Raw genomic sequence first — 20,280 nt, 5'->3', positions numbered from 1 at the left:
TTATTGAAGGAGCGCGACGATGCGTATCAGTTCTTCCACGCTGTACCAGTCTGGCGTGAACAATATGTCGAATCTGCAAGCCGAATTGCTACAGATCAATACGCAGATCGACAACCAGAAACGCGTGGTTACGCCGGCCGACGATCCTGTGGCCGCGGCGCGCATCCAGTTGCTGGAGACCTCGAACGGCCAGAATAACCAGTACCAGAAAAATACCCAATCGGTAGATTCTTGGCTGTCCCTATCTGACACGACGCTGAAAAACGCGATCGACCTGATGAATTCGATGAAGAGTCAGGCGATCTATGCCGGCAATGGCGCGTTGTCCACCGTTCAATTGCAGCAGATCCAGAAAACTGTCGGGGAGGGCATCAACGAGCTGGCAGGCTATGCCAACGCAACGGACGGCAACGGCAGCTATCTGTTCAGCGGCAATCAGGTGACGACCGCGCCGTTCTCGGTCAATCTTTCCGCGGTGCCGCCGGTTGCCACTTATAACGGCGATAATGGCCAGCGCAGCGTGCAGGTGTCCGCGTCGCGCACCATGACCATTTCCGATCCCGGCAATGCGGTCTTCGGCATCCCCGGCGGCAGCCCAACGGCTGCTTTTGACTCCCTGATCAACTTGTATAATTTGTTGGGGCAGAATCCCAAGCCGGCTAATTATGATACTCAGGTACAGGGGGCGATCAATCAGATCACATCGGCTACGCAGCAGATGTCGGTCAGCTTGGCGTCCGTTGGCTCGCGCGAGGCGGAAAATGCCAATCTGCAGTCCATGAGCAGCAGTCTGGGTTTGCAGTACAACAGCAGTATCGGCAATTTGCAGGACTTGGACATGGCGCAGGCGATTTCCCAGTTCACCCAGACGCAGACTTCGCTGCAGTACACCCAGAAAACCTATGCGCAAGTGGCGCAGTTGTCCCTGTTCAACTACATCTCCAGTTGATCCGGTAAGCTATTTCCTGATTGGTTTTTATCAAACCGCCTGTAGCTTTTGTTGCAGGCGGTTTGTGTTTTTCGTCATTGGAGTTTGGCGAACTTCAAGGTGAGTACGCAAAGGCATCTATGGAGCAAAGGCGGTGCCCGTGGCATCGGGAAGCCGCCCTTGTCGTATCCAGCTGGACGTCTGCGTTTAGAAGGTGGCGTCTATCAATCGCCGCACTTCGGTCTCGTCCCATTGTTGCTGCGATACCTTCAGATAAGCCACCCGATCTGTCAGCAGCACCGAGGCCTCATGCACTCCCGCCACGCCGGCCAGCTCGCGCGACAGCGCTTCTGCGTCGCCGCGCCAGGACTCGCCGATGTGGAACATCACCGAGCGCACGGCCTTGGGCGGCTGCATGCCCAGCGACCAGATCAGCCACGACAGCATCAGCAAGGTGGTGAAACCGAACACGCCAGCCGGGCCGTAGTGGGTATACAGCCAGCCGCCGGCGGCGGCGCCGAGAAATAGGCCGAATGACTGGGAAGTGTTGTACACGCCTATCGCCGTGCCCTTGGCGTCGGCCGGGGCGATCTTGGAGATCAGCGAGGGCAGGGTGGCTTCCAGGATATTGAAGGCGATGAAGTATAGCGACAGCCAGACGATGATCTGCCAGAAGCTGTCCAGCGCCAGCGCCATGCCGAGCTGCGCCATCGTCATCAGCGCGATGGCGCCGACGAATACCGGCTTCAGCCGCGCTTTTTTCTCTCCGTAGATGATGGCCGGCACCATCAGTATGAAACCGATTACCGTCACCGGCAGGTACACCTCCCAGTGTTGCGACTTGTCCAGGTGGCCAGTCTTGATCAGCGCGAACGGAATGGTGACGAACATGGCCATCTGCGCCGCATGCAGCGCGAAGATGCCGTAGTTCAGGCGCAGCAGCTGGCTGTTCCTCAACACCGCCGGCAGCCGTTTGGTATTGGCCTCGGTATCGGAATGGAAGCGCGATTGCACGGGGTCCGGGATGATCAGCCATACGCCGATCAGCGCCGCCAGAGACAAGAAGCCGGTCAGGGCGAAGATGCCGTTGACGCCGATATACTTGGCCAGCAGCGGCCCCAGTACCAGGCTGGCGGCGAAGGTGGTGCCGATCGACATGCCTATCATGGCCATCGCTTTGGTGCGGTTTTCCTCGCGCGTCAGGTCGGCCAGCAGCGCGGTGATGGCGGCGGAGATGGCGCCTGCGCCCTGAATGACGCGGCCCAGCGTCAGCGTGGCGATGTCGTGCGCGCCAGCGGCGACGAAGCTGCCGATGGCGAACAGCAGCAGGCCGCCGTAAATCACTTTTTTGCGGCCGATGCGGTCGGACAGCATGCCCAGCGGCAGCTGCAGCAGGGCCTGGGTCAGGCCATAGCTGCCCAGCGCGATGCCGATCAATGTATGGTTGTTGGCGCCTTGCAGTTTTTCGGCATAGATCGCGAACACGGGCAGGATCAGGAACATGCCTAGCATGCGCAGGGCGTAGATACCGGCCAGCCCAAGGCTGGCCCGCAATTCAGTGGCGTTCATGCGGTATTCGAGGTTAGTTTGGCTGAATCTGGTTTTAACGACCGCGGCAGGCAAAGGATGACGCGTTTACACGCGCAATGCACGGACAAGTGGAGCCGTCCCGGCCAAGTCGGGTATATTAACAGGTTCCCTGACCGACGGTGAGTAACAGCTTCTTATGGACAGCATCCGTATCCGTGGCGCCCGCACCCACAATCTGAAAAACGTCAATCTGGACCTGCCGCGCAACCAGTTGATCGTGATTACCGGCCTGTCCGGCTCCGGCAAGTCCTCGCTGGCTTTCGACACCCTGTATGCCGAGGGCCAGCGCCGCTATGTGGAAAGCCTGTCGGCCTATGCCCGCCAGTTTCTGCAACTGATGGAAAAGCCCGACGTGGACTTGATCGAAGGCTTGTCGCCGGCGATCTCCATCGAGCAGAAGGCGACCAGCCACAACCCGCGCTCCACCGTCGGCACCGTCACCGAAATCCACGACTATCTGCGCTTGCTGTTCGCCCGCGTCGGCGATCCGCACTGCCCGGAGCATGGCGAGCCGCTGTCCAGCCAGACAGTCAGCCAGATGGTGGACCATGTGCTGGCCTTGCAGGAAGAAACGCGGGTGATGATCCTGGCGCCGGTCATCGTTGGCCGCAAGGGCGAGAACCTGGATTTGTTCGACGACCTGCGCGCTCAGGGTTTCGTCCGCGTGCGGGTGGACAGCGAGGTGTACGAACTGGACGCCGTGCCCAAGCTGGACAAGAACAAGAAGCACACCATCGAGGTGGTGATAGACCGCCTCAAGGTGCGCGCCGACATGCAGCAGCGCCTGGCCGAGAGCTTCGAAACCGCGCTGCGCCATGCGGAGGGCCGGGCCATCGCCGTGGAAATGGATAGTGGCAAGGAGCACTGGTTCTCCGCCAAATTCGCCTGCCCGGTGTGCAGCTACAGCTTGCCGGAGCTGGAGCCGCGGCTGTTTTCGTTCAACAACCCGATGGGCGCCTGCCCCAAGTGCGACGGCCTGGGCGAGATCACCTTCTTCGATCCCAAGCGCGTGGTGGCGCATCCAGAGTTGAGCCTTGCCTCCGGCGCGATCAAGGGCTGGGACAAGCGCAACCAGTTCTATTATCAGATGCTGTTGGCGCTGGGCGAGCACTACGGTTTCTCCGTCACCGATCTCGCGTTTGAGGACTTGCCGGAAAAGATCCGCAACGTGGTGCTGCATGGCTCGGGCCGCGACAGCATCGAGTTCAGCTATATGTCGGAGAAGGGCAGCAAGTTCACCCGCGAGCATCCGTTCGAGGGCATCATTCCCAATCTGGAGCGCCGCTACCGCGAGACCGACTCCATGGCGGTGCGCGAGGAGCTGGCCAAGTATCAGAATAATCAGGCCTGTCCGCATTGCAGCGGCTCGCGTTTGCGGCTGGAGGCGCGCCATGTGTTCATCGGCCAGCGCACGCTGCACGAAATCAACCAGCTGCCGCTGAAGGAAACCGCCCATTTCTTCGACCAGCTTGAGTTTTCCGGCCAGAAGCAGGCGGTGGCGGAAAAGATCGTCAAGGAAATCCGCGAGCGGGTGTCCTTCCTGAATAACGTAGGCCTGGATTACCTGAACCTGTCCCGATCCGCCGATACCCTGTCCGGCGGCGAGGCGCAGCGCATCCGGCTGGCCAGCCAGATCGGCTCCGGCCTGACCGGCGTGATGTACGTGCTGGACGAACCGTCCATCGGCTTGCACCAGCGCGACAACGATCGCCTGCTGGGCACGCTGAAGCGCCTGCGTGACCTGGGCAATAGCGTGATCGTGGTGGAGCACGACGAGGACGCCATCCGCGAGGCCGATTATCTGGTGGACATGGGCCCCGGCGCCGGCGAGCACGGCGGTGAAGTGCTGGTGGCCGGCACGCCGGCCGACGTGGCCGCCAGCGAGAACTCGGTCACCGGCGCCTTCCTGTCCGGCCGCCGCAAGATCGCGCTGCCGGGCGGCCGCCGCGAGCTCTCCGAGGAGCGCATGCTGCAGCTGATCGGCGCCACCGGTAACAACCTGAAGGACGTGACGCTGAATCTGCCGCTGGGCGGCCTGGTTTGCATCACCGGGGTGTCCGGCTCCGGCAAATCCACCCTGATCAACGACACCCTTTACAAGATCGCCGCGCGCGATCTGAACGGCGCCAGCGAGGAGCCGTCGCCGTACCGCGAGATCAAGGGCCTGGATCAATTGGACAAGGTGATCAACGTCGATCAAAGCCCGATCGGCCGCACGCCGCGTTCTAACCCGGCTACCTATACCGGCCTGTTCACGCCTATCCGCGAGCTGTTCGCCGGCGTGCCGCTGGCGCGCGAGCGCGGCTATGGACCGGGCCGTTTCTCCTTCAACGTCAAGGGCGGCCGCTGCGAGGCCTGCCAGGGCGACGGCGTGATCAAGGTGGAAATGCACTTCCTGCCGGACATCTATGTGCCCTGCGATGTCTGCCACGGCAAGCGCTACAACCGCGAGACGCTGGAAGTGCAGTACAAGGGCAAGAGCATCCAGGAAGTGCTGGAAATGACGGTGGAGCAGGCGCTGGAGTTCTTCGCGGTGGTGCCGCCGGTGGCGCGTAAACTCAAAACGCTGATGGATGTGGGCCTGGGCTACATCCGCCTGGGCCAGAGCGCCACCACGCTATCGGGCGGCGAGGCGCAGCGCGTCAAACTGGGCCTGGAACTCTCCAAGCGCGATACCGGCCGAACGCTGTATATCCTGGACGAGCCGACCACAGGCCTGCACTTCCACGACATCGACCTGTTGCTGCAGGTGCTACACCGCCTGCGCGAGAGCGGCAACACGGTGGTGGTGATTGAGCACAATCTGGACGTGGTCAAGACGGCGGACTGGCTGATCGACCTGGGGCCGGAAGGCGGCGCCGGCGGCGGCCAGATCATCGCCAGCGGCACGCCGGAGCAAGTGGCCGCCAACCCGGCCAGCCATACCGGACGCTATCTGGCGCCGTTGCTGGAGCGGGACAAGAAGCAATAGCCGTGGCCACGGATTGGCACGGAAAATCGATAAACCCAAAAACGTATTGGCCACGAAATACACGAATGAACACGAAATTAGCAAGGCCTTTGAAAGGCGAGCGCTTAAGGCGGTCGCTCCCGTGGGTTTTACTCGCCAGGTGTTCATGCCTTTGGCTTTTCGTGTCGTTTCGCGGGTTTCGTGGCCCATCAAGATTTGTTAGATAAGACCGACGCCGGCTCGTCCGGCGCCCAACCACCGTATACATCAGAGGTAGGCATGCTGAGCTTAGGCAAGATCGATCATATCCATATCCGCGTCAAGGACGTCGCTGTGGCGTTGAAATGGTACCAGCGGGTATTGGGATTGGCCCCGGATGCGCGCTACAAGACGGATGGCGAGCACAACACCGCCATGCTGGTCAACGCCAGCGGCAGCGTGCGCTTGGCCATCAGCGAGGACCCGGATGCGGTTTCCAGCGCCCAGGGCGCGGTGGCGTTTGTGGTCAGCGGGCAGGATTTCCTGGAATGGATAGACCGGCTGGCCGGCGAGCGCGTCACCAATCGCGAAGGCCAGACTATCGCCCGCGACTCGGTGCACGATCATCGCTTCTTCTGCGCGTTGTCCTTTGTCGATCCGTTCGGCAATCCGTTCGAGATCGTCAGCTACGACCACACCTGGCTGGTCGGCAAGTTGAAGCTGGGCGGCCATCTCGCCGTTTGATGCCGTTTATCTCTTGCACCCGCGCCGAGCGGGTGTTTTTCTTTGGAGGCAATCATGAGCCATTACTTGGCCGATAATCCCGCGCCGGAGGCCGTGGCGGCCTTGCCGGGCCTGACCTTGCTGGAGTTCGGCGTGGACTGGTGCCCGCATTGCCAGGGGACGCAGTCCTTGCTGGCGCAGTTTCTGTCTGCCCATCCCGGCTTGCGCCATCTGGCGGTGGAAGACGGCAAGGGGCGGCGCTTGGGGCGTGTGCATGGCGTCAAACTATGGCCTAGCTTCATCCTGCTGCGGGACGGCGTGGAGATAGGCCGCGCGGTGAGACCGCAGAGCCTGGCCGAGCTGGAGTCCCTGATGCGAGGCGTGTAAAGGGCTTTGATGCCGTTTTTGCGCACGAAGCCCGCGGTTTTATCTGGCTTTTAAGCGAATTTGGATATCTTGCATGCCCGTCCCATCAAAGGCTGCCGCAAGGGGTGGCGGCCGGACGGGTGATTGTTTGGAGATATCCATGTTTGAAAAGGGCAAGAGCTATACCCGCGAGGAAATCCACGCCGTGGTCGGCGGCAACAAGCATTCCTACTTGCCGCGCAAAAAAGGCAAGGTGGTGGCCGCCTGCCTGCGTCCGGATCTGAATCCGGACGCGCCTCATGTCATCTTGTGCAATTCCTGCCCGCCGGAGCGCGCCGCGGGCGAGCAACTGGCGCGCCAAGGCGGGGTGATCCCGGTGTTCCTGAAGGAGAATACCAGCAGCTGGAAGTTTCAGGGCCTGTTCCGCGTGGTGGAGAGCGAGACGCATCCGGAGGCTTGCGCGCCTTATGCCGCGCGCAGCGCCTGGACCAAGGGGCAAATCAAGCAGGTGTTGAAGCTGGAGCAGCAGGTTAAATTCTGACTCGCAGCGTCTGGCTTAGGGACGCATGGACACGTTGGCAGACCGGCGCACCGTGGCGAGACGGTGCGCCGGTCTTCGTTTTGACGCCGTTACTGCAGCTTGATGCCCCAGTTATCCTCGACGCAATGCTGGTAATTCCCCGGCTGCAGCGCGCTGTACGGCGTCTGGTAGCTCACCAGTTGGCACTGGTAGTCATGTCCCCATTGCCAATCCTTTTCCCAGTAGATGTTGTAGGCGGCGGAGCTGGCAGAGGTGAAGCGCTGCATATTGGCGCAGGACAGCTGTTCCGCGCCGTAGTCCCATCCCAGGTCATGGGCGAACTGCTTGTAGTAGTCGATGCGATTCTGCGCGGCCTGGCGCTCGGTGCCGCCGCCGCACTCGGCATTGATGATCATGATGGTGGTGGCGAAGTTGTTGCCGGCGCCGGCGGCGATGTCCGCGGCGTTGGGCACCCAGGTGCCGTCGATGACCTGCAGCATCGAAGGCTTGGGCGGCTGCGGATAGACGAAGAAGAAGGTGGCGGAGGCCAGGTTGAGCCAAGTGCTGGCCACTAGGTCCGGGTTCTGCAGCAGCACGGACTGGTCGCCGTTGTTCATGGCCTGGGAGAACGGGCCATAGTTGTAGTTGTAGGAAAGCTGCTTGGCGCCGCGGCCGAAGTACTTTTTCCAGCTGCCGTCCGGGTTTTTGCCGCAGGTCCATACCTTGTTGAATACCGGATCGTCGCATTCGGTGTTGTAGCCGCAGCCGGGGCCGGTATCGGAACAGCCCATTTCGCGCAGATAGGCCAGGCCCTGGCGCCATTGCGGGATGGTGTCGCTGGCGTCGTGGTTGCCGGTTTCCTGAGCAAAGTGGGCGAACATGGTGGCCAGGCTGTGGCGGCAGATGGCGTCGGCGTCGCGGCCGTCGCTGTAGTCGTCGCACACCGCCGGGAATTTGGCCACGGCTTGCAGGAAGCGGGTGTAGGTATAGCTGGGGTCGCGGCGGCTGAAATAGTAATCCCATTTGGCGGACGGCAGCAGTCGTTCGACGCGGCGCACGTTGACGGGGTTGGCGGCATTGCCGGGCGCAACCAGCGCCACCTGATCGTTGGACAGGGTGCGGATGGACGCTTTCACCTTGCGGAAAAAGTCGTTGTTGGTCAGATCTGCTTCATGCTGCAGCGCCTGCTGCAGGGTGGGAATGACGGGGGCGGCATCATCCAGCTTACGCAACGCGCTGCCGACGTGGGCGATCCACGATCCTTTGGGGTTGGCGCCTGGTGTTTCGCCGCGGGTAGGCCATTTGGCCTGCCAGCTGCGGCCCTGCCATTGCACAACCTGGCCTTTGCTGTAGGCCATACCGGCATTCCAGGGGGCGGCCAGCGCGGAGCCAGCCAGCAGTGACAGGGCAAGAGTGGCGATGAGTTTCATATTGGTCTTCCTATAGTGGAGCATGCCGGCTGGCACGTAATACCACTATGGAACCAATATGAAATATGTCAAATGATTTTAATGCCGGATTTTCTAACCGCAGAGACTGGGCGGCGCGTCCGGCGGTGGCTCAGGCGCGGATCGCGCGGATCCAGGCGTCGCCGGCGTAATTCGCGCTGGCAAGGCCCAGCGCGGAATGGAAGGTGACTGCGAAGCGCCGTCCCATCTGTTTGATGGCGACCACTTCAAAGGCGATGGTGGCAGTACCGTGTTGTTCGGTGACCAGATCGCCTGGCTGTAATTCATGAATCTTCATTGGGTTACCAAGGCGTGACCGCAAGGCGGCCATGCCGTAAATATTAACGGCGGCGATGTTGCGGCGGACGGGAACCGGCGCCGATGTTGGCGGTGGGGTGACGGAAATTGATGCGGCCCTTGGTCAGGTCGTACGGAGACATTTCCACGGTGACGCGGTCGCCCAGCAGCACGCGGATGCGGTGCATCTTCATTTTGCCGGAGCCGTAGGCGAGGATTTCCATATTGTTGTCCAGGCGCACGCGAAAGCGCGACTCCGGCAGCATTTCGATAACGACGCCTTCCAGTTCGATCATGTCTTCTTTGGACATGGGATTCCTTTCAGTAAATACGGGTAACGCATTGGCCGCGTCGGCTGTCGATACCGACTACCGCAGACGGGCGATGGAGCTTCGATTCGGTAACCCAGCGGGCCGGGCGCGGCCCGGGAGGCAAGGCGTCGCGTCAAACATTGTTGGCGCGACGAGAAGTAGAGGCAATGCCTATTTTAACGCCAAAGGGCCGCCGCGTCAGCCGTTTATTTCATGGCCATGGCGACGCGCCTGTTCCTGCTGCTCGCAGGCCAGCTGGCCGACGCGCACCAAGGCCGTCAAATAGCGTTCATCCAGCGGATAACAGCAGGACAAGCGCATCGCATTGCGATAGCGGCCGCCGGGCGAACTGAGCGGGCCGGGAATCAGGCTGATTTTCTCCGCCATCGCCGCGTGGAATAGCGCCACGCTGTCGCAGCCCTCCGGCAGCTCCAGCCAGATCAGGAAGCCGCCTTGCGGCTGGGTGGCGCGCGTGCCGGCTGGGAAGTGACGGGCGATCAGGCCGCGCACCTTCTCCACATGGGCGGCGTAGCGGCGCTTCAGCGTGCGCAGGTGGTGATCGTAGCCGCCGGACTCCAGAAACGCGCCCAGGGTTTCCGCCAGCACCGCCGGCTGCGCCACCGATGAGGCAAACTTCAGCTTTCGCAGCGCGGCATCGAAGCGGCCGCCCTCCATCCAGCCGATGCGGAAATCCGGCGCCAGCGTCTTGGTATAGCTGGCGCAGACGATGACCCAGCCGTCGGCATCGAAGGCCTTGACTGCCGGCGCCAGCGTGTCGGCGAATTGCAGCTCAGCGTACAAGGCGTCCTCGATCAGCGGCACCTGGTACTGGTTGACCAGCTTGGCCAGCCGCTTCTTGTTGTCCAGCGGCATGCAGCAGCCCAGCGGATTGTGAACATTGGGCATGGCCACCAGCGCCTGGATGCGCTGCTCGGCCAGCAACACCTCCACCGCATCTATGGACAGCCCGGTTTGCGGGTCGGTGGGGATTTCCACTGCCTTCAGGCCCAGGCTGGCCAATAGCGGCAGCAGGTTGAAATAGGTGGGCGATTCCAGCCCCACGGCATCGCCGTGGCGGGTGACGGCGCGCAACGCCAATTGCAGCGCCTCCATGCAGCCGTGGGTCAGGATGATGTTGTCCGGCTGCAGCGTCATGCCCAGGTCCATGCCGCGGCGGGCTATCTGGGTGCGCAGCCGCTCCGACCCCGGTGGCAGCGCGTAAGTGCTGACCATGCCGGGATGGCGGCGCAGGATCTGGCCCATCAGCCGCGCCAGCTTGTTGCCGGGATAGAAGTCCCCGCCGCGCGGGCAGGCCAGGGCCAGGTCGATGAAGCCCTCGGTCTGCTGCGCCTGCAGAACGGTGCCGATCAGGTCCAGCACGGCGTTCTGAGTGGGAGAGGCCGGGCCGCTTTCGGTAACGGCGGGCCGTGCCGGCGACGGCAGCCGGGCGCGCACATAGTAGCCGGATTGCGGCCGGGCTTCTATCAGGCCGCGGTCTTCCAGCACGCGGTAGGCGCTGACTACGGTGTTGAGGCTGAGCTGGCGGCTGTGCGCGGTACGCCGCACCGATGGCAGACGCGACCCCGGCGGCAGCGTGCCGCGGCGGATTGCCAGCGATAGGTCGTCGGCCAGTTGCTGATAGAGGGTGGGGGCGCTGTTCTGCATCGTTGGTCTGGGTGATGGGGCACAGCACCTATCATAGAGTAGGGTGACAGTTGCTGAAAAGAACAATCTGTAACCAGATCAATAATGGATTTTTGAATCTGTATCCATTCAACGGCTGCGCATAGCATGTTCGGGTAGGCGACAGTCTGTCGCCGCTTGCCGCTTTGCAGGAGACGCACCATGCCCGAATTCGCTTTGCTGTCCTATGTCGCCCTGATGTCGATCACGCCGGGGCCCAATAACCTGATGCTGGCCAGCTCCGGCGTCAACTTTGGCTTCCGCCGCACCGTGCCGCATATGCTGGGCATCAGCCTGGGTTGCGCGCTGCAGGTGTTTATCGTGGCCATGTTGTTGGCGCAGATGCTGGGCTGGCTGGAATCCTGGCGTTTGCCGTTGGCTGTGGCTGGGTGCGTCTATCTGCTGTGGCTGTCCTGGACGCTGGCGATGTCCGGCTTGCCGGAGGGCAGGGCGCAGGCGCGGCCGTTGGGCTTTGTCGGCGCGGCGATGTTCCAGTGGCTCAATCCCAAGGCCTGGGTCATGGTGCTGAACGCGTCCATCCTGTTCATGCCGGCCCAGGCGGATGGCCGGATGGCGGCGGCCTTGCTGCTGGCGCTGGTGTTCGCCGTGGTCAACCTGCCGTGCATCAGCGTGTGGGCGTGGGGCGGGGAAAAACTGCGCCGTTGGCTGCAAAGGCCCGAGGCGCTGCTGGTATACAACCTGTCCATGGGCGGAATGATGGCCGCTACGGCGCTGTGGCTGATGTATGACGAGCTGCAGCCGGTGCTGGGCTGGATCTGAATGATGTCCTTTTTTGGCAGGTGATTGTCTTCATCAGGCCTTCAGGCAAGGCGATGACAGAATTAGCATGGCGTCCATATTCCACCTGAGCCGAGGATAGGCCGCATGAAACAGACTGCTTTGCTGGTGATAGATGTTCAGGACTCTTTTCTTTCCCGCCCTTATTGGGATGAGCGTGAGCTGCCGGCCTACCGCGAGGCGCAGCGCGCGCTGATCGCCGGCGCCGAGGCGCGCGGCGCGCCGGTGGTCAACATCCTGCATGTGGATGATGACGCGTCGTTTCGCGTCGAGTCCGGTCTGGTGCGTCCGCAAGCCTGGCTGACTCATCAGCCGGCGGCGACTTTCGTCAAGCATGTGCACAACGCCCTGACAGACTCTGGCCTGCAGGCCTGGCTGGACGCGCGCGGCATCCGCCGCTTGGCGATTTCCGGCATCCGTACCGAGCAATGCTGCGAAACCACCGCCCGCGTGGCATCGGACCTCGGTTATGAGGTGGACTTCGTCAGCGAGGCCACGCTGACCTTCGCCATGACGCATCCCCTTAGCGGCCGCGTCTACAGTCCGGCTGAAATCCGCGAGCGGACCGAACTGGTGCTGGCGGGACGCTTCGCCGCCATTGTCACGGTCGATGAGGCGCTGCGGCGGATGGCGCGCGCGGCCGAGCTTGTCGATTGACATCGGCATGGCATAAGGTGTCGGGATTGGTTTTGTTCAGATCAGGAGTAAGCATGGCGCAAGACGCATCGAGGTTGCCGCCGGACGGGCTGCCGGCTTATCGGCTGCTGACCGGCCCTGACGATTCGGCCTTTTGCAAGCGGGTCAGCGAGGCGCTGGCTTTGGGCTACCGGCTGTATGGCTCGCCGACCGCCACCTTCAATGGCGAGCGTGTCATCGTGGCGCAGGCCGTATTGTGGCCGGGAGCGGACCATGCCGCCGATTGACGTGGCGCAGGCGCTGGCCATCGTGGTGGCTTGGGGCGTCAACTTCGTCGTGATCAAATGGGGCGTAGCCGGTGTGCCGCCGCTGCTGCTGGGCGCCTTGCGCTTTGCGCTGGTGGCGCTGCCGGCGGTGTTCATCGTCAAACGGCCGCCGCTGCCGTGGCGCTATCTGGCGCTGTATGGATTGACGGTGGGCGTGGGGCAGTTCGGCTGCCTGTTCTCGGCGATCAAGCTGGGCATGCCTGCCGGGCTGGCCTCGGTCGTGCTGCAGTCGCAAGCCTTCTTCACCTTGCTGTTGGCGCGCTTCTTCCTGAACGAGCGCTGGCAGCGCAGCCAGCTGGCGGGTTTGGCGCTGGCCTTGGGCGGCTTGGCGCTGATCGGGATCGGCAAGGGCGGCAATATGACGGCGCTAGGCTTTGGGCTGACCATCGCGGCCGCCACCAGCTGGGCCGCGTCCAATGTGGTGGTGCGCGCCATCGGCCGCGACGGCTACAAGGTGGCACCGTTGGGGCTTGTGATCTGGTCCAGCCTGATCCCGCCGATTCCGTTTCTGCTGCTGTCGTGGTGGCTGGAGGGCGGCGAGCGCATCTTGCTGGCTCTGCGCGATTTCAATCTGCAGTCGCTGTGCGCCGTCGCCTATCTGGCGGTGGTGGCCTCGATGTTCGGCTATGGCCTGTGGAGCCGGCTGCTGACCCGGCACGCCGCCGCCAAGGTGGCGCCGTTTTCGCTGCTGGTGCCGGTGGTGGGGCTGCTGGCCTCGCATCTGCTGCTGGGAGAGAGCCTGACGCCGGCGCAATTGGCCGGCAGCGGCCTGCTGCTGGCTGGGTTGGCGGTATCGGTATTCGGCGGCCGAGCGCTGTCGATGGCGGCGAGGGTTGGCCGTGCTTGAGGTGTACTTCGTTTTGCCGCCGGACCTGCTGCTGCTGGATTTGGCGGGGCCGGCCGAGGCGTTGCGCCTGGCTGGCGAGTTTGGCGCGGACCTGCGCTTGCATTTTGTCAGCCCGATGCCGGAAACCGCGACGTCGCTGGGCTTGCCGCTAGCCAGCCTGCAGCCCTTGCCAGAGGAGCTGCCGGAGGGCGCGCTGGTGGTGGTGCCGGGTTCGACGCCGTCCGCCGTGGCTTACGCCAAGCCGTATGCGCGCCGCATCGTTGCCTGGCTGGCGGCGCGCAAGCCTCAATCCGGCGTGTCTTGGGTGGGCATCTGCTCCGGCAGCCTGCTGCTGGCCGAGGCCGGCTTGTTCGATGATCGCGCCTGCACCACCCACCATACCTTGCTGGACCGCTTGCGCGCATTGGCGCCGGCGGCCAGGGTGCAGGAGAACCGGGTATTCGTACAGGACGGACCGTGCTGCAGCAGCGCCGGCATCACCGCCGGCATCGATCTGGCGTTGCATTTGATCGGAGAGCGGATCGATCCCGCCATCGCGCGCGCCGTGGCGCGGGAGATGGTGGTCTACTTCCGCCGCTCGCCGCAAGACCCGGAGCTGTCGCCGTGGCTGGCCTGGCGCAATCATCTGCATCCGGCGCTGCACCGCGCGCAAGATCTGATCTGCGCCGACCCAGTGCGCGATTGGCCGCTGAGCGAGCTGGCGGGGCGGGCGCATGTCAGCGCGCGGCACTTGTCCCGGTTGTTTCGCGAGCATGCCGGCATCAGCGCGCACGATTATCATCAGGCTTTGCGGCTGGCGCTGGCCATGCAATGGCGCGCGGCCGGGCTGGGCAAGGAAAAGGCGGCGCTGGCGGCGGGTTTCTCGTCCGCGCGGCAGTTGGGGCGGGCGGCGTCCCGCCGCTAAACCTTGCTGGACAGCATATTTCTTAAGTTTTAACGATTCTGGACGATATTCCGGGTTGACGCGCTCCGGGAATGGTTCATACCATTCCATCAATATCTACCGGTAATTGCCATGAAAACTGTCCGCAGCCTGTCTTGTCTCCTGCCTCTGGTTCTGTTGGCCTCCCTGTCCGCCTGCTCCACTGGCACGCCGCCGCAGAAAATGGCTGCGCCTGCGCCGGCCAAGGAAGGCGGCATGGTGCCGTCCGGCGTCGGCTATGTTGGTCCCAGCGAGGAAGGCAATAGCGGCGAGGATGTGAAGGTGGTGGTGCGGGAAGTCAATCCGTTCCAGCCCATCGTGGTGCGCGTCACCGGCAGCGGCGCCGCGCCGTATACCAACAGCCTGACCCCGTCGCAGCGCAAGCTGCTGGCGATGCGCGCCGCGCGGCTCGATGCGTTCCGCGCCATTGCGGAACAAGTGCAGGGCATGAAGCTGGTGGGCAACAGCACGGTGTCCAATATGATCGCCAACAACGATAGCTTCCGCACCTATGTGGACGCTTATCTGCGCGGCGTCACCATCGTTTCCACCACGATGAAGCCGGACGGCACCAGCGAGGCGGTGGCGGAAATCACGCTGGATCAGGACTTCTACAAGCAGTTCAAGAACTCCTTCGACAAGACCGGCAGCGTGATGCGGGCGGCGCAGGAAACCGGCGCCGTCGGCGCGCAGTGCGCCGAGCCTAACTGCGGCGCCACCAAGACCATGCCGGCCGCTAGCCCGGCGCAAACCATGATGATGGCTCCGGCGCGCTACAGCAGCAATTTCTATGTGAACCAATGATGAAGACGCGAATCCGTCAGACTGCTGCCGCCCTTGTGGCGGCATTTGTTTTGTCCGCATCTGCGCAGGCGCAAATCCTGAGCGCCGAGGGCGTGGCGCCGTTGGATAACGGCACGGTGGCGGCGCGCGAGATGGCCATCCGCGACGCGATGCGGCTGATCACCATCAACCAGGGCGCGCGGGTGGAGTCGGTGCAGGTGCTGGAGAACGGCAAGCCGGCCGAGTCCGCCACGCTGACCGTGAGCGGCCAGCTGCAGGGCACGGTGCGGGTGGTCAATGAATACCAGCAGGGCAAGCTGTACCACGTCAAGATCGAGGTCGATACGGAGGGGGCGGCTGAAGCCCAGGCCCCAACGCGCAGCCGAGATCCGTCTTGCGCGATGCCGCCGGGGCGTTCGTTGCGGCGCAAACTGGTGACGACGTATTTCGACGTGGCGCGTCCCGCCGACGCGTCCGACCTGGCGAATCTGGCGACGGCGCTGCCGACCGAGCTATCGCGCCGCTTGTCGCGCAATCCCTTGCTGCTGGTGCGCGACGCCAATACCGTGTCGGTGTTGTCTGACAGCCGCATCGCCGAGCCTGCCGCCGGCCGCGACATCGCCAGCCAGCTTGGCCAGCGCCAGGGCGTGCAGTTCGTGGTGGCGGGCCGCGTGCTGTCCACCTCGGTGACCGACAAAGGCCTGAAGCCGTCGTTTTTCGAGTCCAACAATACCAGCGACCAGAGCGCCATCTATAACGGACCGTTTTCCGGCCTGCTGGGCGGCGGCGCCAAATACAAGGCCACCGAACGTCAGTTCGACATGGAAGTGTGGATTTACGATGGCCTGACGGGTTCATTGCTGGCCAATGAGCGCGTCGGCGGACTGTCGCGCGGCGATGTACAGCCCAAGCTGCCCAAGCCTTTCGCCTCCGCCGCGTTTTGGGCCACGGATTATGGCCGCCTGGTGGATAAATTAATGGACAAGGCGGCGCAGCGCGTCGACGACGTCATTTCCTGCATACCATTTTCTGCCCGCATCGTGCGGCAGGAGGGGAAGCGCGTTTATATCAACGCCGGCCTGCTGGACGGAATGGCGGTAGGCGACAAGATGCTGCTGTACAAGCGCTCGTCCGGCCAGCCGGTGCGCGACTTGATTTCCGGGGCGGATCTGGGCATGCCGGAAAGCCTGAACGGCGATGTCACGCTGACCCAGGTGCAGCCGAATTTCTCCATCGGCTTGGTGCAGAGCAGCAGTCAGGCGGTGTCAGAAGGCGACTTTGTCCGTTTCGTCCCGACTCGATGATTCCGGCCGATAGCCGCGGGTCGGGAGCATGCCGGGACGCTTCTTTCCGGCAGTTCCCCAATTTACAAAATATTTTTGTATTGATACGTATTATCACTTGATGCTACGGTGCATCCCGCACTTCGCTCTCAAACAGCAAAACAGGGGATACACCTTGAAGCAGCAACTGATTTTCGCCGCCGTACTGGCGGCGCTGGCCGGCCAGGCGCTGGCCGAGGATGTCGTTGTTTACAGCGCGCGCGCGGAGCAACTGGTCAAACCCTTGATCGACGCCTACAAGAAGGAAACCGGCGTGACCGTCAAGCTGGTGTCGGACAAGGAAGGTCCGCTGATGGAGCGGATGCGTGCCGAAGGCCGCAATAGCCCGGCCGACCTGCTCCTGACGGTGGATGCCGGCAATCTGTGGCAGGCGGAAAAAATGGGCCTGCTGCAAGCTGTGAAATCGCCGGTGCTGGACGCCAATGTCCCCGCCCACCTGCGCGACCCCAACCATCAATGGTATGGCCTGTCGATTCGCGCGCGCACCATTTTCTACAACACCCAGAAAGTCAAACCGGCCGAGCTGTCCAGCTATGCCGACCTGGCCGATCCTAAGTGGAAGGGCAAGCTGTGCCTGCGCACTTCCAAGAAGGTATACAACCAGTCGCTGGTGGCGATGATGCTGACCGAGATGGGGCCGGCTAAGACCGAGCAGGTGGTCAAGGGTTGGGTGAACAATCTGGCTACCGCGTCTTTCCCGGACGATACCAAGATGCTGGAAGCGATCGCCGCCGGCCAGTGTGATGTAGGCATCGCCAATACTTATTACTACGGCCGTTTGATGGAGAAGTCTCCCAAGCTGCCTATCGGCATCTTCTGGGCGGATCAGGCTGGCAAGGGCACCCACGTCAACGTTTCCGGCGCCGGCATCGCCCGCTACGCCAAGAACGAGAAGGGCGCGCTGAAGTTCCTGGAATGGCTGAGCTCGGAAAAGGCGCAGAACCTGTTCGCCGACGTCAATATGGAGTTCCCGGTCAATCCCAAGGTGAAGCCGGATGCCCGCGTCGCCGCCTGGGGCGATTTCAAACATAACTACATCAATGTCTCCAATGCCGGCGCCCGGCAGGCTGAGGCAGTGAAGCTGATGGACCGCGCCGGCTACAAATAAGCGCCGCCCATTGTTGGTTTCTTCGGCCCGCCGGTTTTTCAACGGCGGGCCGTTGTTGCTGGATCAATCTCATGTTTGCTTCTGTTTTGCGCTGGCGGACGCTGTCCGCGGCCATCAGCCTGCTCACCTTGCTGCCGTTGGGCGTGATCGCCCTGGGGCTGCTTACGCCGGATATGGAGGTTTGGCGCCATCTGTCGGCGCACGCGCTGCCAGAGCTGTGGCGCAACACCGCCATTCTGCTGCTGGGCGTGGGCGCGGGCGTGTTGCTGTTGGGCGTGCCGCTGGCCTGGCTGACGGCGGTGCATGATTTTCCGGGTCGCCGGGTGTTTTCCTGGGCGCTGATGCTGCCGCTGGCCATGCCGGCCTATGTGATGGCGTTTTCGCAATTGGGCCTGTTCGACTTTACCGGACCGCTGCAAACCTGGCTGCGCGAGGCATTCGGCAGCTCGTCCTGGGTGCCTAATATCCGCTCGACGCCGGGCGTGGTGGCGGTGCTGACGCTGGCTTTCTACCCCTATGTCTATCTGCTGGCGCGCAATGCGTTTGCCACGATGGGGCGGCGCGCGCTGGAAGTCGGCCAGTCGCTCGGCCTGTCTCCGCTGGCCGGTTTTTTCCGCGTGGCGCTGCCCATGGCCCGGCCGTGGATCGTGGCCGGACTGAGCCTGGCGCTGATGGAGACGCTGGCCGATTTCGGCACGGTTGCCGTGTTCAATTTCGACGCCTTCACCTCGGCCATCTACAAAGCCTGGTTCAGCCTGTTCTCGCTGCCTGCTGCCAAGCAGCTGGCATCGTTGCTGGTGTTATTGGTGCTGGCTCTGGTATGGCTGGAGCAACGGGCGCGCGGCCAACGCGCCTATGGCGAGGCGGGCAGGGCGGCGCCCTTGCCGCGGACGCGCTTGCCCGGCGCGCGCGGCTGGCTGGCTTGCGCCTGTTGCAGCCTGGTGCTGCTGCTGGCCTTCGTCCTGCCGTTCGGGCAGATCCTGCTCTGGGCCGCCGAGCATGCGGCGGATGATATGGCCGACCTGCTGGATTATCTGAAAAGCTCGCTATTGCTGGCCGCTCTGGCGGCGTTGCTGGTGCCGGCGCTGGCCTTGCTGCTGGTTTTCGCGGTGCGCCGCGATCCTCGTAGCCGGCCATGGGCCAGGCTGGCCACGCTGGGTTACGCAGTGCCGGGCACGGTGCTGGCCGTGGGCGTCTTCGCCCCGGTGGCGGCCTTGGACAACCTGTTGCTCGATCACTTCGGCCACTGGCTGCCGGCGGGCAGCTCCGCCGTGTTCAAGGACACGCTGCTGGTGATGCTGCTGGCTTATGCCTCGCGCTTTCTGGCGGTAGGCCATTCGGCGCTCGACACCGCGATGCAGCGCATCGCGCGCAGCCAGGAGGAGGCCGCGCAAAGCCTCGGCCTGCATGGCATGCGCCTGGCCTGGCGCTTGCATCTGCCGCTGCTGCGCGGCGGTTTGTTCACCGCGATGCTGATGGTGTTTGTCGACGTGATGAAGGAAATGCCGATCACGCTGATGACGCGGCCGTTCGGCTGGGACACCTTGGCGGTGCGCATCTTCAATTTGACCACCGAGGGCGAATGGCAGCGCGCCGCATTGCCATCGGTCGCCATCGTGCTGGCCGGGCTGCTGCCGGTGCTGCTGCTGTCCAGACAGAAATCAGGAGCCTGATATGGAAAACCTGCTCGAATTCGACAATGTGAGCCTGGACTTCGCAGGACGGACGGTGCTGGATGGCATGAGTTTTACCCTGCAGCCAGGGGAGATCGCCTGTTTGCTCGGAGCTTCCGGCTGCGGCAAAACCAGCGCGTTGCGCAGCATCGCCGGTTTTGAGACGCCTACTGCCGGCGCGATCCGGCTGGCAGGAACGACGATGTTCGGCGGCGGCGTGATGCTGCCGGCCCATAGTCGCCGCATCGGCATGGTGTTCCAGGATCATGCGCTGTTTCCGCATTTGACCGTGGCAGGCAACATCGCCTTTGGCTTGTCGGCGTTGAGCCGCGCCGGCCGCCGCGAACGGGTGGCGGAAGTGCTGAAGCTGGTGGGCCTGGCGGCGGAGGCGGATCGTTACCCGCACCAGCTGTCCGGCGGGCAGCAACAGCGGGTGGCGCTGGCGCGCGCCTTGGCGCCCTTGCCCAGGCTGCTGCTGCTGGACGAGCCATTTTCCAATCTGGACGCGGAGTTGCGCGAACGCCTGGCGCGCGAGGTGAGGTCGATGCTGAAGTCGCTGGGCATCGCCGCGTTGATGGTGACGCATGATCAGCACGAGGCCTTCGCCTTCTCCGACAAAGTCGGGGTGATGCATGGTGGACGCCTGCAGCAGTGGGATCAGCCGGAGGCTTTGTATCATGCCCCAGCCAGCCGTTATGTGGCCGGCTTCATCGGCCAGGGCGCTTTTTTGCCGGGTAAGGCAAGCGGCGGCCGCAGCGTGGTGCTGGAAACCGGCGAGCTGCGCAGCGACGGCGGCTTGCCCTTTGCCGATGGCGCGGAGGTGGAAGTGCTGTTGCGGCCAGACGAGGTGAGGCTGGAGCCGGGCAGCGCGCTGCGGGCCAAGGTGGCGGAGCGCATCCATCGCGGCGGCGTGTGCCACTATGTGCTGGAATTGCTGTCCGGCAGGCGTCTGGTGGCCGAACTGGGCCACGATCAGCCGCTGGCGGTGGGCGAAACGGTGGGCATCCGCCTGCAGCCGCGGCGGCTGTTGGCGTTTGCGGTTTGACGCC

The 20,280-nt window shown here is 63.2% G+C and carries 20 protein-coding genes; 15 read left to right on the top strand and 5 right to left on the bottom strand.

Going from position 1 to position 20,280, the window contains the following annotated elements; genetic code table 11:
* Nucleotides 1-19 precede the first annotated feature (19 nt).
* Nucleotides 20-949, top strand: a complete 930-nt coding sequence (gene flgL, locus JHD59_RS04600) for a flagellar hook-associated protein FlgL (protein ID WP_199153320.1) — start codon at nucleotides 20-22, stop codon at nucleotides 947-949.
* 186 nt (nucleotides 950-1,135) lie between these two features.
* On the opposite strand, the gene JHD59_RS04595 is transcribed toward flgL, so the two are convergent.
* Complete coding sequence (locus tag JHD59_RS04595) at nucleotides 1,136-2,497, bottom strand: MFS transporter (RefSeq protein ID WP_199153319.1); 1,362 nt, start codon at nucleotides 2,495-2,497, stop codon at nucleotides 1,136-1,138.
* A 157-nt stretch (nucleotides 2,498-2,654) separates the two neighbouring features.
* Between JHD59_RS04595 and uvrA the strand changes: the two genes are divergently transcribed.
* The 4 genes from uvrA to JHD59_RS04575 all read left to right on the top strand — a co-directional run bounded on the left by uvrA (nucleotide 2,655) and on the right by JHD59_RS04575 (nucleotide 7,077).
* Nucleotides 2,655-5,489 carry an excinuclease ABC subunit UvrA gene (uvrA, locus tag JHD59_RS04590; RefSeq protein ID WP_199153318.1) on the top strand — a complete coding sequence of 945 codons (2,835 nt, stop codon included), beginning with the start codon at nucleotides 2,655-2,657 and terminating at the stop codon, nucleotides 5,487-5,489.
* Between the two features lie 258 nt (nucleotides 5,490-5,747).
* Complete coding sequence (locus JHD59_RS04585; RefSeq protein ID WP_199153317.1) at nucleotides 5,748-6,191, top strand: VOC family protein; 444 nt, start codon at nucleotides 5,748-5,750, stop codon at nucleotides 6,189-6,191.
* A 54-nt stretch (nucleotides 6,192-6,245) separates the two neighbouring features.
* A complete protein-coding gene (locus tag JHD59_RS04580) occupies nucleotides 6,246-6,557 on the top strand; it encodes a thioredoxin family protein (RefSeq protein ID WP_199153316.1) in 312 nt (103 codons plus the stop codon).
* Nucleotides 6,558-6,696: 139 nt separating this feature from the next.
* On the top strand, nucleotides 6,697-7,077 hold the full coding sequence (locus JHD59_RS04575) for a hypothetical protein (RefSeq protein ID WP_103319012.1): 381 nt from the start codon (nucleotides 6,697-6,699) through the stop codon (nucleotides 7,075-7,077).
* An 89-nt stretch (nucleotides 7,078-7,166) separates the two neighbouring features.
* Here the strand turns inward: JHD59_RS04575 and JHD59_RS04570 are convergent, their stop codons facing one another.
* From JHD59_RS04570 to JHD59_RS04555, 4 genes are all read right to left on the bottom strand, one after another.
* Nucleotides 7,167-8,486: a glycoside hydrolase family 19 protein gene (locus tag JHD59_RS04570; RefSeq protein ID WP_199153315.1), complete on the bottom strand. Its 1,320-nt coding sequence runs from the start codon at nucleotides 8,484-8,486 to the stop codon at nucleotides 7,167-7,169.
* Nucleotides 8,487-8,616: 130 nt separating this feature from the next.
* Nucleotides 8,617-8,802 carry a hypothetical protein gene (locus JHD59_RS04565; protein ID WP_199153314.1) on the bottom strand — a complete coding sequence of 62 codons (186 nt, stop codon included), beginning with the start codon at nucleotides 8,800-8,802 and terminating at the stop codon, nucleotides 8,617-8,619.
* 43 nt (nucleotides 8,803-8,845) lie between these two features.
* Nucleotides 8,846-9,112, bottom strand: a complete 267-nt coding sequence (gene infA / locus JHD59_RS04560; protein WP_043622179.1) for a translation initiation factor IF-1 — start codon at nucleotides 9,110-9,112, stop codon at nucleotides 8,846-8,848.
* A gap of 198 nt (nucleotides 9,113-9,310) precedes the next feature.
* A complete protein-coding gene (locus JHD59_RS04555) occupies nucleotides 9,311-10,777 on the bottom strand; it encodes a PLP-dependent aminotransferase family protein (RefSeq protein ID WP_199153313.1) in 1,467 nt (488 codons plus the stop codon).
* 180 nt (nucleotides 10,778-10,957) lie between these two features.
* On the opposite strand from JHD59_RS04555, the gene JHD59_RS04550 reads away from it, so the two are divergent.
* The 10 genes from JHD59_RS04550 to JHD59_RS04505 all read left to right on the top strand — a co-directional run bounded on the left by JHD59_RS04550 (nucleotide 10,958) and on the right by JHD59_RS04505 (nucleotide 20,276).
* The gene (locus tag JHD59_RS04550; RefSeq protein WP_199153312.1) at nucleotides 10,958-11,575 is read left to right on the top strand and encodes a LysE family translocator; all 618 of its coding nucleotides are present in this window, start codon (nucleotides 10,958-10,960) and stop codon (nucleotides 11,573-11,575) included.
* 105 nt (nucleotides 11,576-11,680) lie between these two features.
* The gene (locus tag JHD59_RS04545) at nucleotides 11,681-12,250 is read left to right on the top strand and encodes an isochorismatase family protein (RefSeq protein ID WP_071108303.1); all 570 of its coding nucleotides are present in this window, start codon (nucleotides 11,681-11,683) and stop codon (nucleotides 12,248-12,250) included.
* A 53-nt stretch (nucleotides 12,251-12,303) separates the two neighbouring features.
* The gene (locus JHD59_RS04540) at nucleotides 12,304-12,516 is read left to right on the top strand and encodes a DUF1737 domain-containing protein (RefSeq protein WP_255521358.1); all 213 of its coding nucleotides are present in this window, start codon (nucleotides 12,304-12,306) and stop codon (nucleotides 12,514-12,516) included.
* Nucleotides 12,503-13,402, top strand: a complete 900-nt coding sequence (locus tag JHD59_RS04535) for an EamA family transporter (RefSeq protein ID WP_199153311.1) — start codon at nucleotides 12,503-12,505, stop codon at nucleotides 13,400-13,402. Before JHD59_RS04540 ends, JHD59_RS04535 begins: the two co-directional genes overlap by 14 nt.
* On the top strand, nucleotides 13,395-14,306 hold the full coding sequence (locus JHD59_RS04530) for a helix-turn-helix domain-containing protein (RefSeq protein ID WP_199153310.1): 912 nt from the start codon (nucleotides 13,395-13,397) through the stop codon (nucleotides 14,304-14,306). Before JHD59_RS04535 ends, JHD59_RS04530 begins: the two co-directional genes overlap by 8 nt.
* Before the next feature lie 111 nt (nucleotides 14,307-14,417).
* Entirely contained in the window at nucleotides 14,418-15,128 is a 711-nt protein-coding gene (locus tag JHD59_RS04525; RefSeq protein ID WP_103319026.1) for an LPP20 family lipoprotein, read from the top strand.
* 50 nt (nucleotides 15,129-15,178) lie between these two features.
* Complete coding sequence (locus tag JHD59_RS04520) at nucleotides 15,179-16,411, top strand: flagellar assembly protein T N-terminal domain-containing protein (protein ID WP_233163893.1); 1,233 nt, start codon at nucleotides 15,179-15,181, stop codon at nucleotides 16,409-16,411.
* Nucleotides 16,412-16,565: 154 nt separating this feature from the next.
* Nucleotides 16,566-17,558, top strand: coding sequence for an extracellular solute-binding protein (locus JHD59_RS04515; RefSeq protein WP_103319028.1), 993 nt, complete (start codon nucleotides 16,566-16,568; stop codon nucleotides 17,556-17,558).
* 71 nt (nucleotides 17,559-17,629) lie between these two features.
* Complete coding sequence (locus tag JHD59_RS04510) at nucleotides 17,630-19,231, top strand: iron ABC transporter permease (protein WP_199153309.1); 1,602 nt, start codon at nucleotides 17,630-17,632, stop codon at nucleotides 19,229-19,231.
* A 1-nt stretch (nucleotide 19,232) separates the two neighbouring features.
* Nucleotides 19,233-20,276 carry an ABC transporter ATP-binding protein gene (locus JHD59_RS04505; RefSeq protein ID WP_199153308.1) on the top strand — a complete coding sequence of 348 codons (1,044 nt, stop codon included), beginning with the start codon at nucleotides 19,233-19,235 and terminating at the stop codon, nucleotides 20,274-20,276.
* Nucleotides 20,277-20,280: the final 4 nt, after the last annotated feature.

Origin of the sequence: Chromobacterium sp. ASV23 (assembly GCF_016428945.1) — a bacterium.
Taxonomy (GTDB): Bacteria; Pseudomonadota; Gammaproteobacteria; order Burkholderiales; family Chromobacteriaceae; genus Chromobacterium; species Chromobacterium sinusclupearum.
Note: the sequence above shows the minus strand (reverse complement) of the source record. Positions and strands in the feature narration are given on the sequence as shown.

Bases quoted from the DNA above. Each gene is read 5' to 3' on its own strand.
- JHD59_RS04510 (WP_199153309.1), top strand. From the start codon at position 17,630: ATGTTTGCTTCTGTTTTGCGCTGGCGGACGCTGTCCGCGGCCATCAGC.
- JHD59_RS04570 (WP_199153315.1), bottom strand. From the start codon at position 8,486: ATGAAACTCATCGCCACTCTTGCCCTGTCACTGCTGGCTGGCTCCGCG.
- JHD59_RS04595 (WP_199153319.1), bottom strand. From the start codon at position 2,497: ATGAACGCCACTGAATTGCGGGCCAGCCTTGGGCTGGCCGGTATCTAC.
- JHD59_RS04580 (WP_199153316.1), top strand. From the start codon at position 6,246: ATGAGCCATTACTTGGCCGATAATCCCGCGCCGGAGGCCGTGGCGGCC.
- JHD59_RS04555 (WP_199153313.1), bottom strand. From the start codon at position 10,777: ATGCAGAACAGCGCCCCCACCCTCTATCAGCAACTGGCCGACGACCTA.
- uvrA (WP_199153318.1), top strand. From the start codon at position 2,655: ATGGACAGCATCCGTATCCGTGGCGCCCGCACCCACAATCTGAAAAAC.
- infA (WP_043622179.1), bottom strand. From the start codon at position 9,112: ATGTCCAAAGAAGACATGATCGAACTGGAAGGCGTCGTTATCGAAATG.
- JHD59_RS04525 (WP_103319026.1), top strand. From the start codon at position 14,418: ATGAAAACTGTCCGCAGCCTGTCTTGTCTCCTGCCTCTGGTTCTGTTG.
- JHD59_RS04585 (WP_199153317.1), top strand. From the start codon at position 5,748: ATGCTGAGCTTAGGCAAGATCGATCATATCCATATCCGCGTCAAGGAC.
- JHD59_RS04545 (WP_071108303.1), top strand. From the start codon at position 11,681: ATGAAACAGACTGCTTTGCTGGTGATAGATGTTCAGGACTCTTTTCTT.
- JHD59_RS04550 (WP_199153312.1), top strand. From the start codon at position 10,958: ATGCCCGAATTCGCTTTGCTGTCCTATGTCGCCCTGATGTCGATCACG.
- JHD59_RS04505 (WP_199153308.1), top strand. From the start codon at position 19,233: ATGGAAAACCTGCTCGAATTCGACAATGTGAGCCTGGACTTCGCAGGA.
- JHD59_RS04565 (WP_199153314.1), bottom strand. From the start codon at position 8,802: ATGAAGATTCATGAATTACAGCCAGGCGATCTGGTCACCGAACAACAC.
- flgL (WP_199153320.1), top strand. From the start codon at position 20: ATGCGTATCAGTTCTTCCACGCTGTACCAGTCTGGCGTGAACAATATG.
- JHD59_RS04540 (WP_255521358.1), top strand. From the start codon at position 12,304: ATGGCGCAAGACGCATCGAGGTTGCCGCCGGACGGGCTGCCGGCTTAT.
- JHD59_RS04535 (WP_199153311.1), top strand. From the start codon at position 12,503: ATGCCGCCGATTGACGTGGCGCAGGCGCTGGCCATCGTGGTGGCTTGG.
- JHD59_RS04575 (WP_103319012.1), top strand. From the start codon at position 6,697: ATGTTTGAAAAGGGCAAGAGCTATACCCGCGAGGAAATCCACGCCGTG.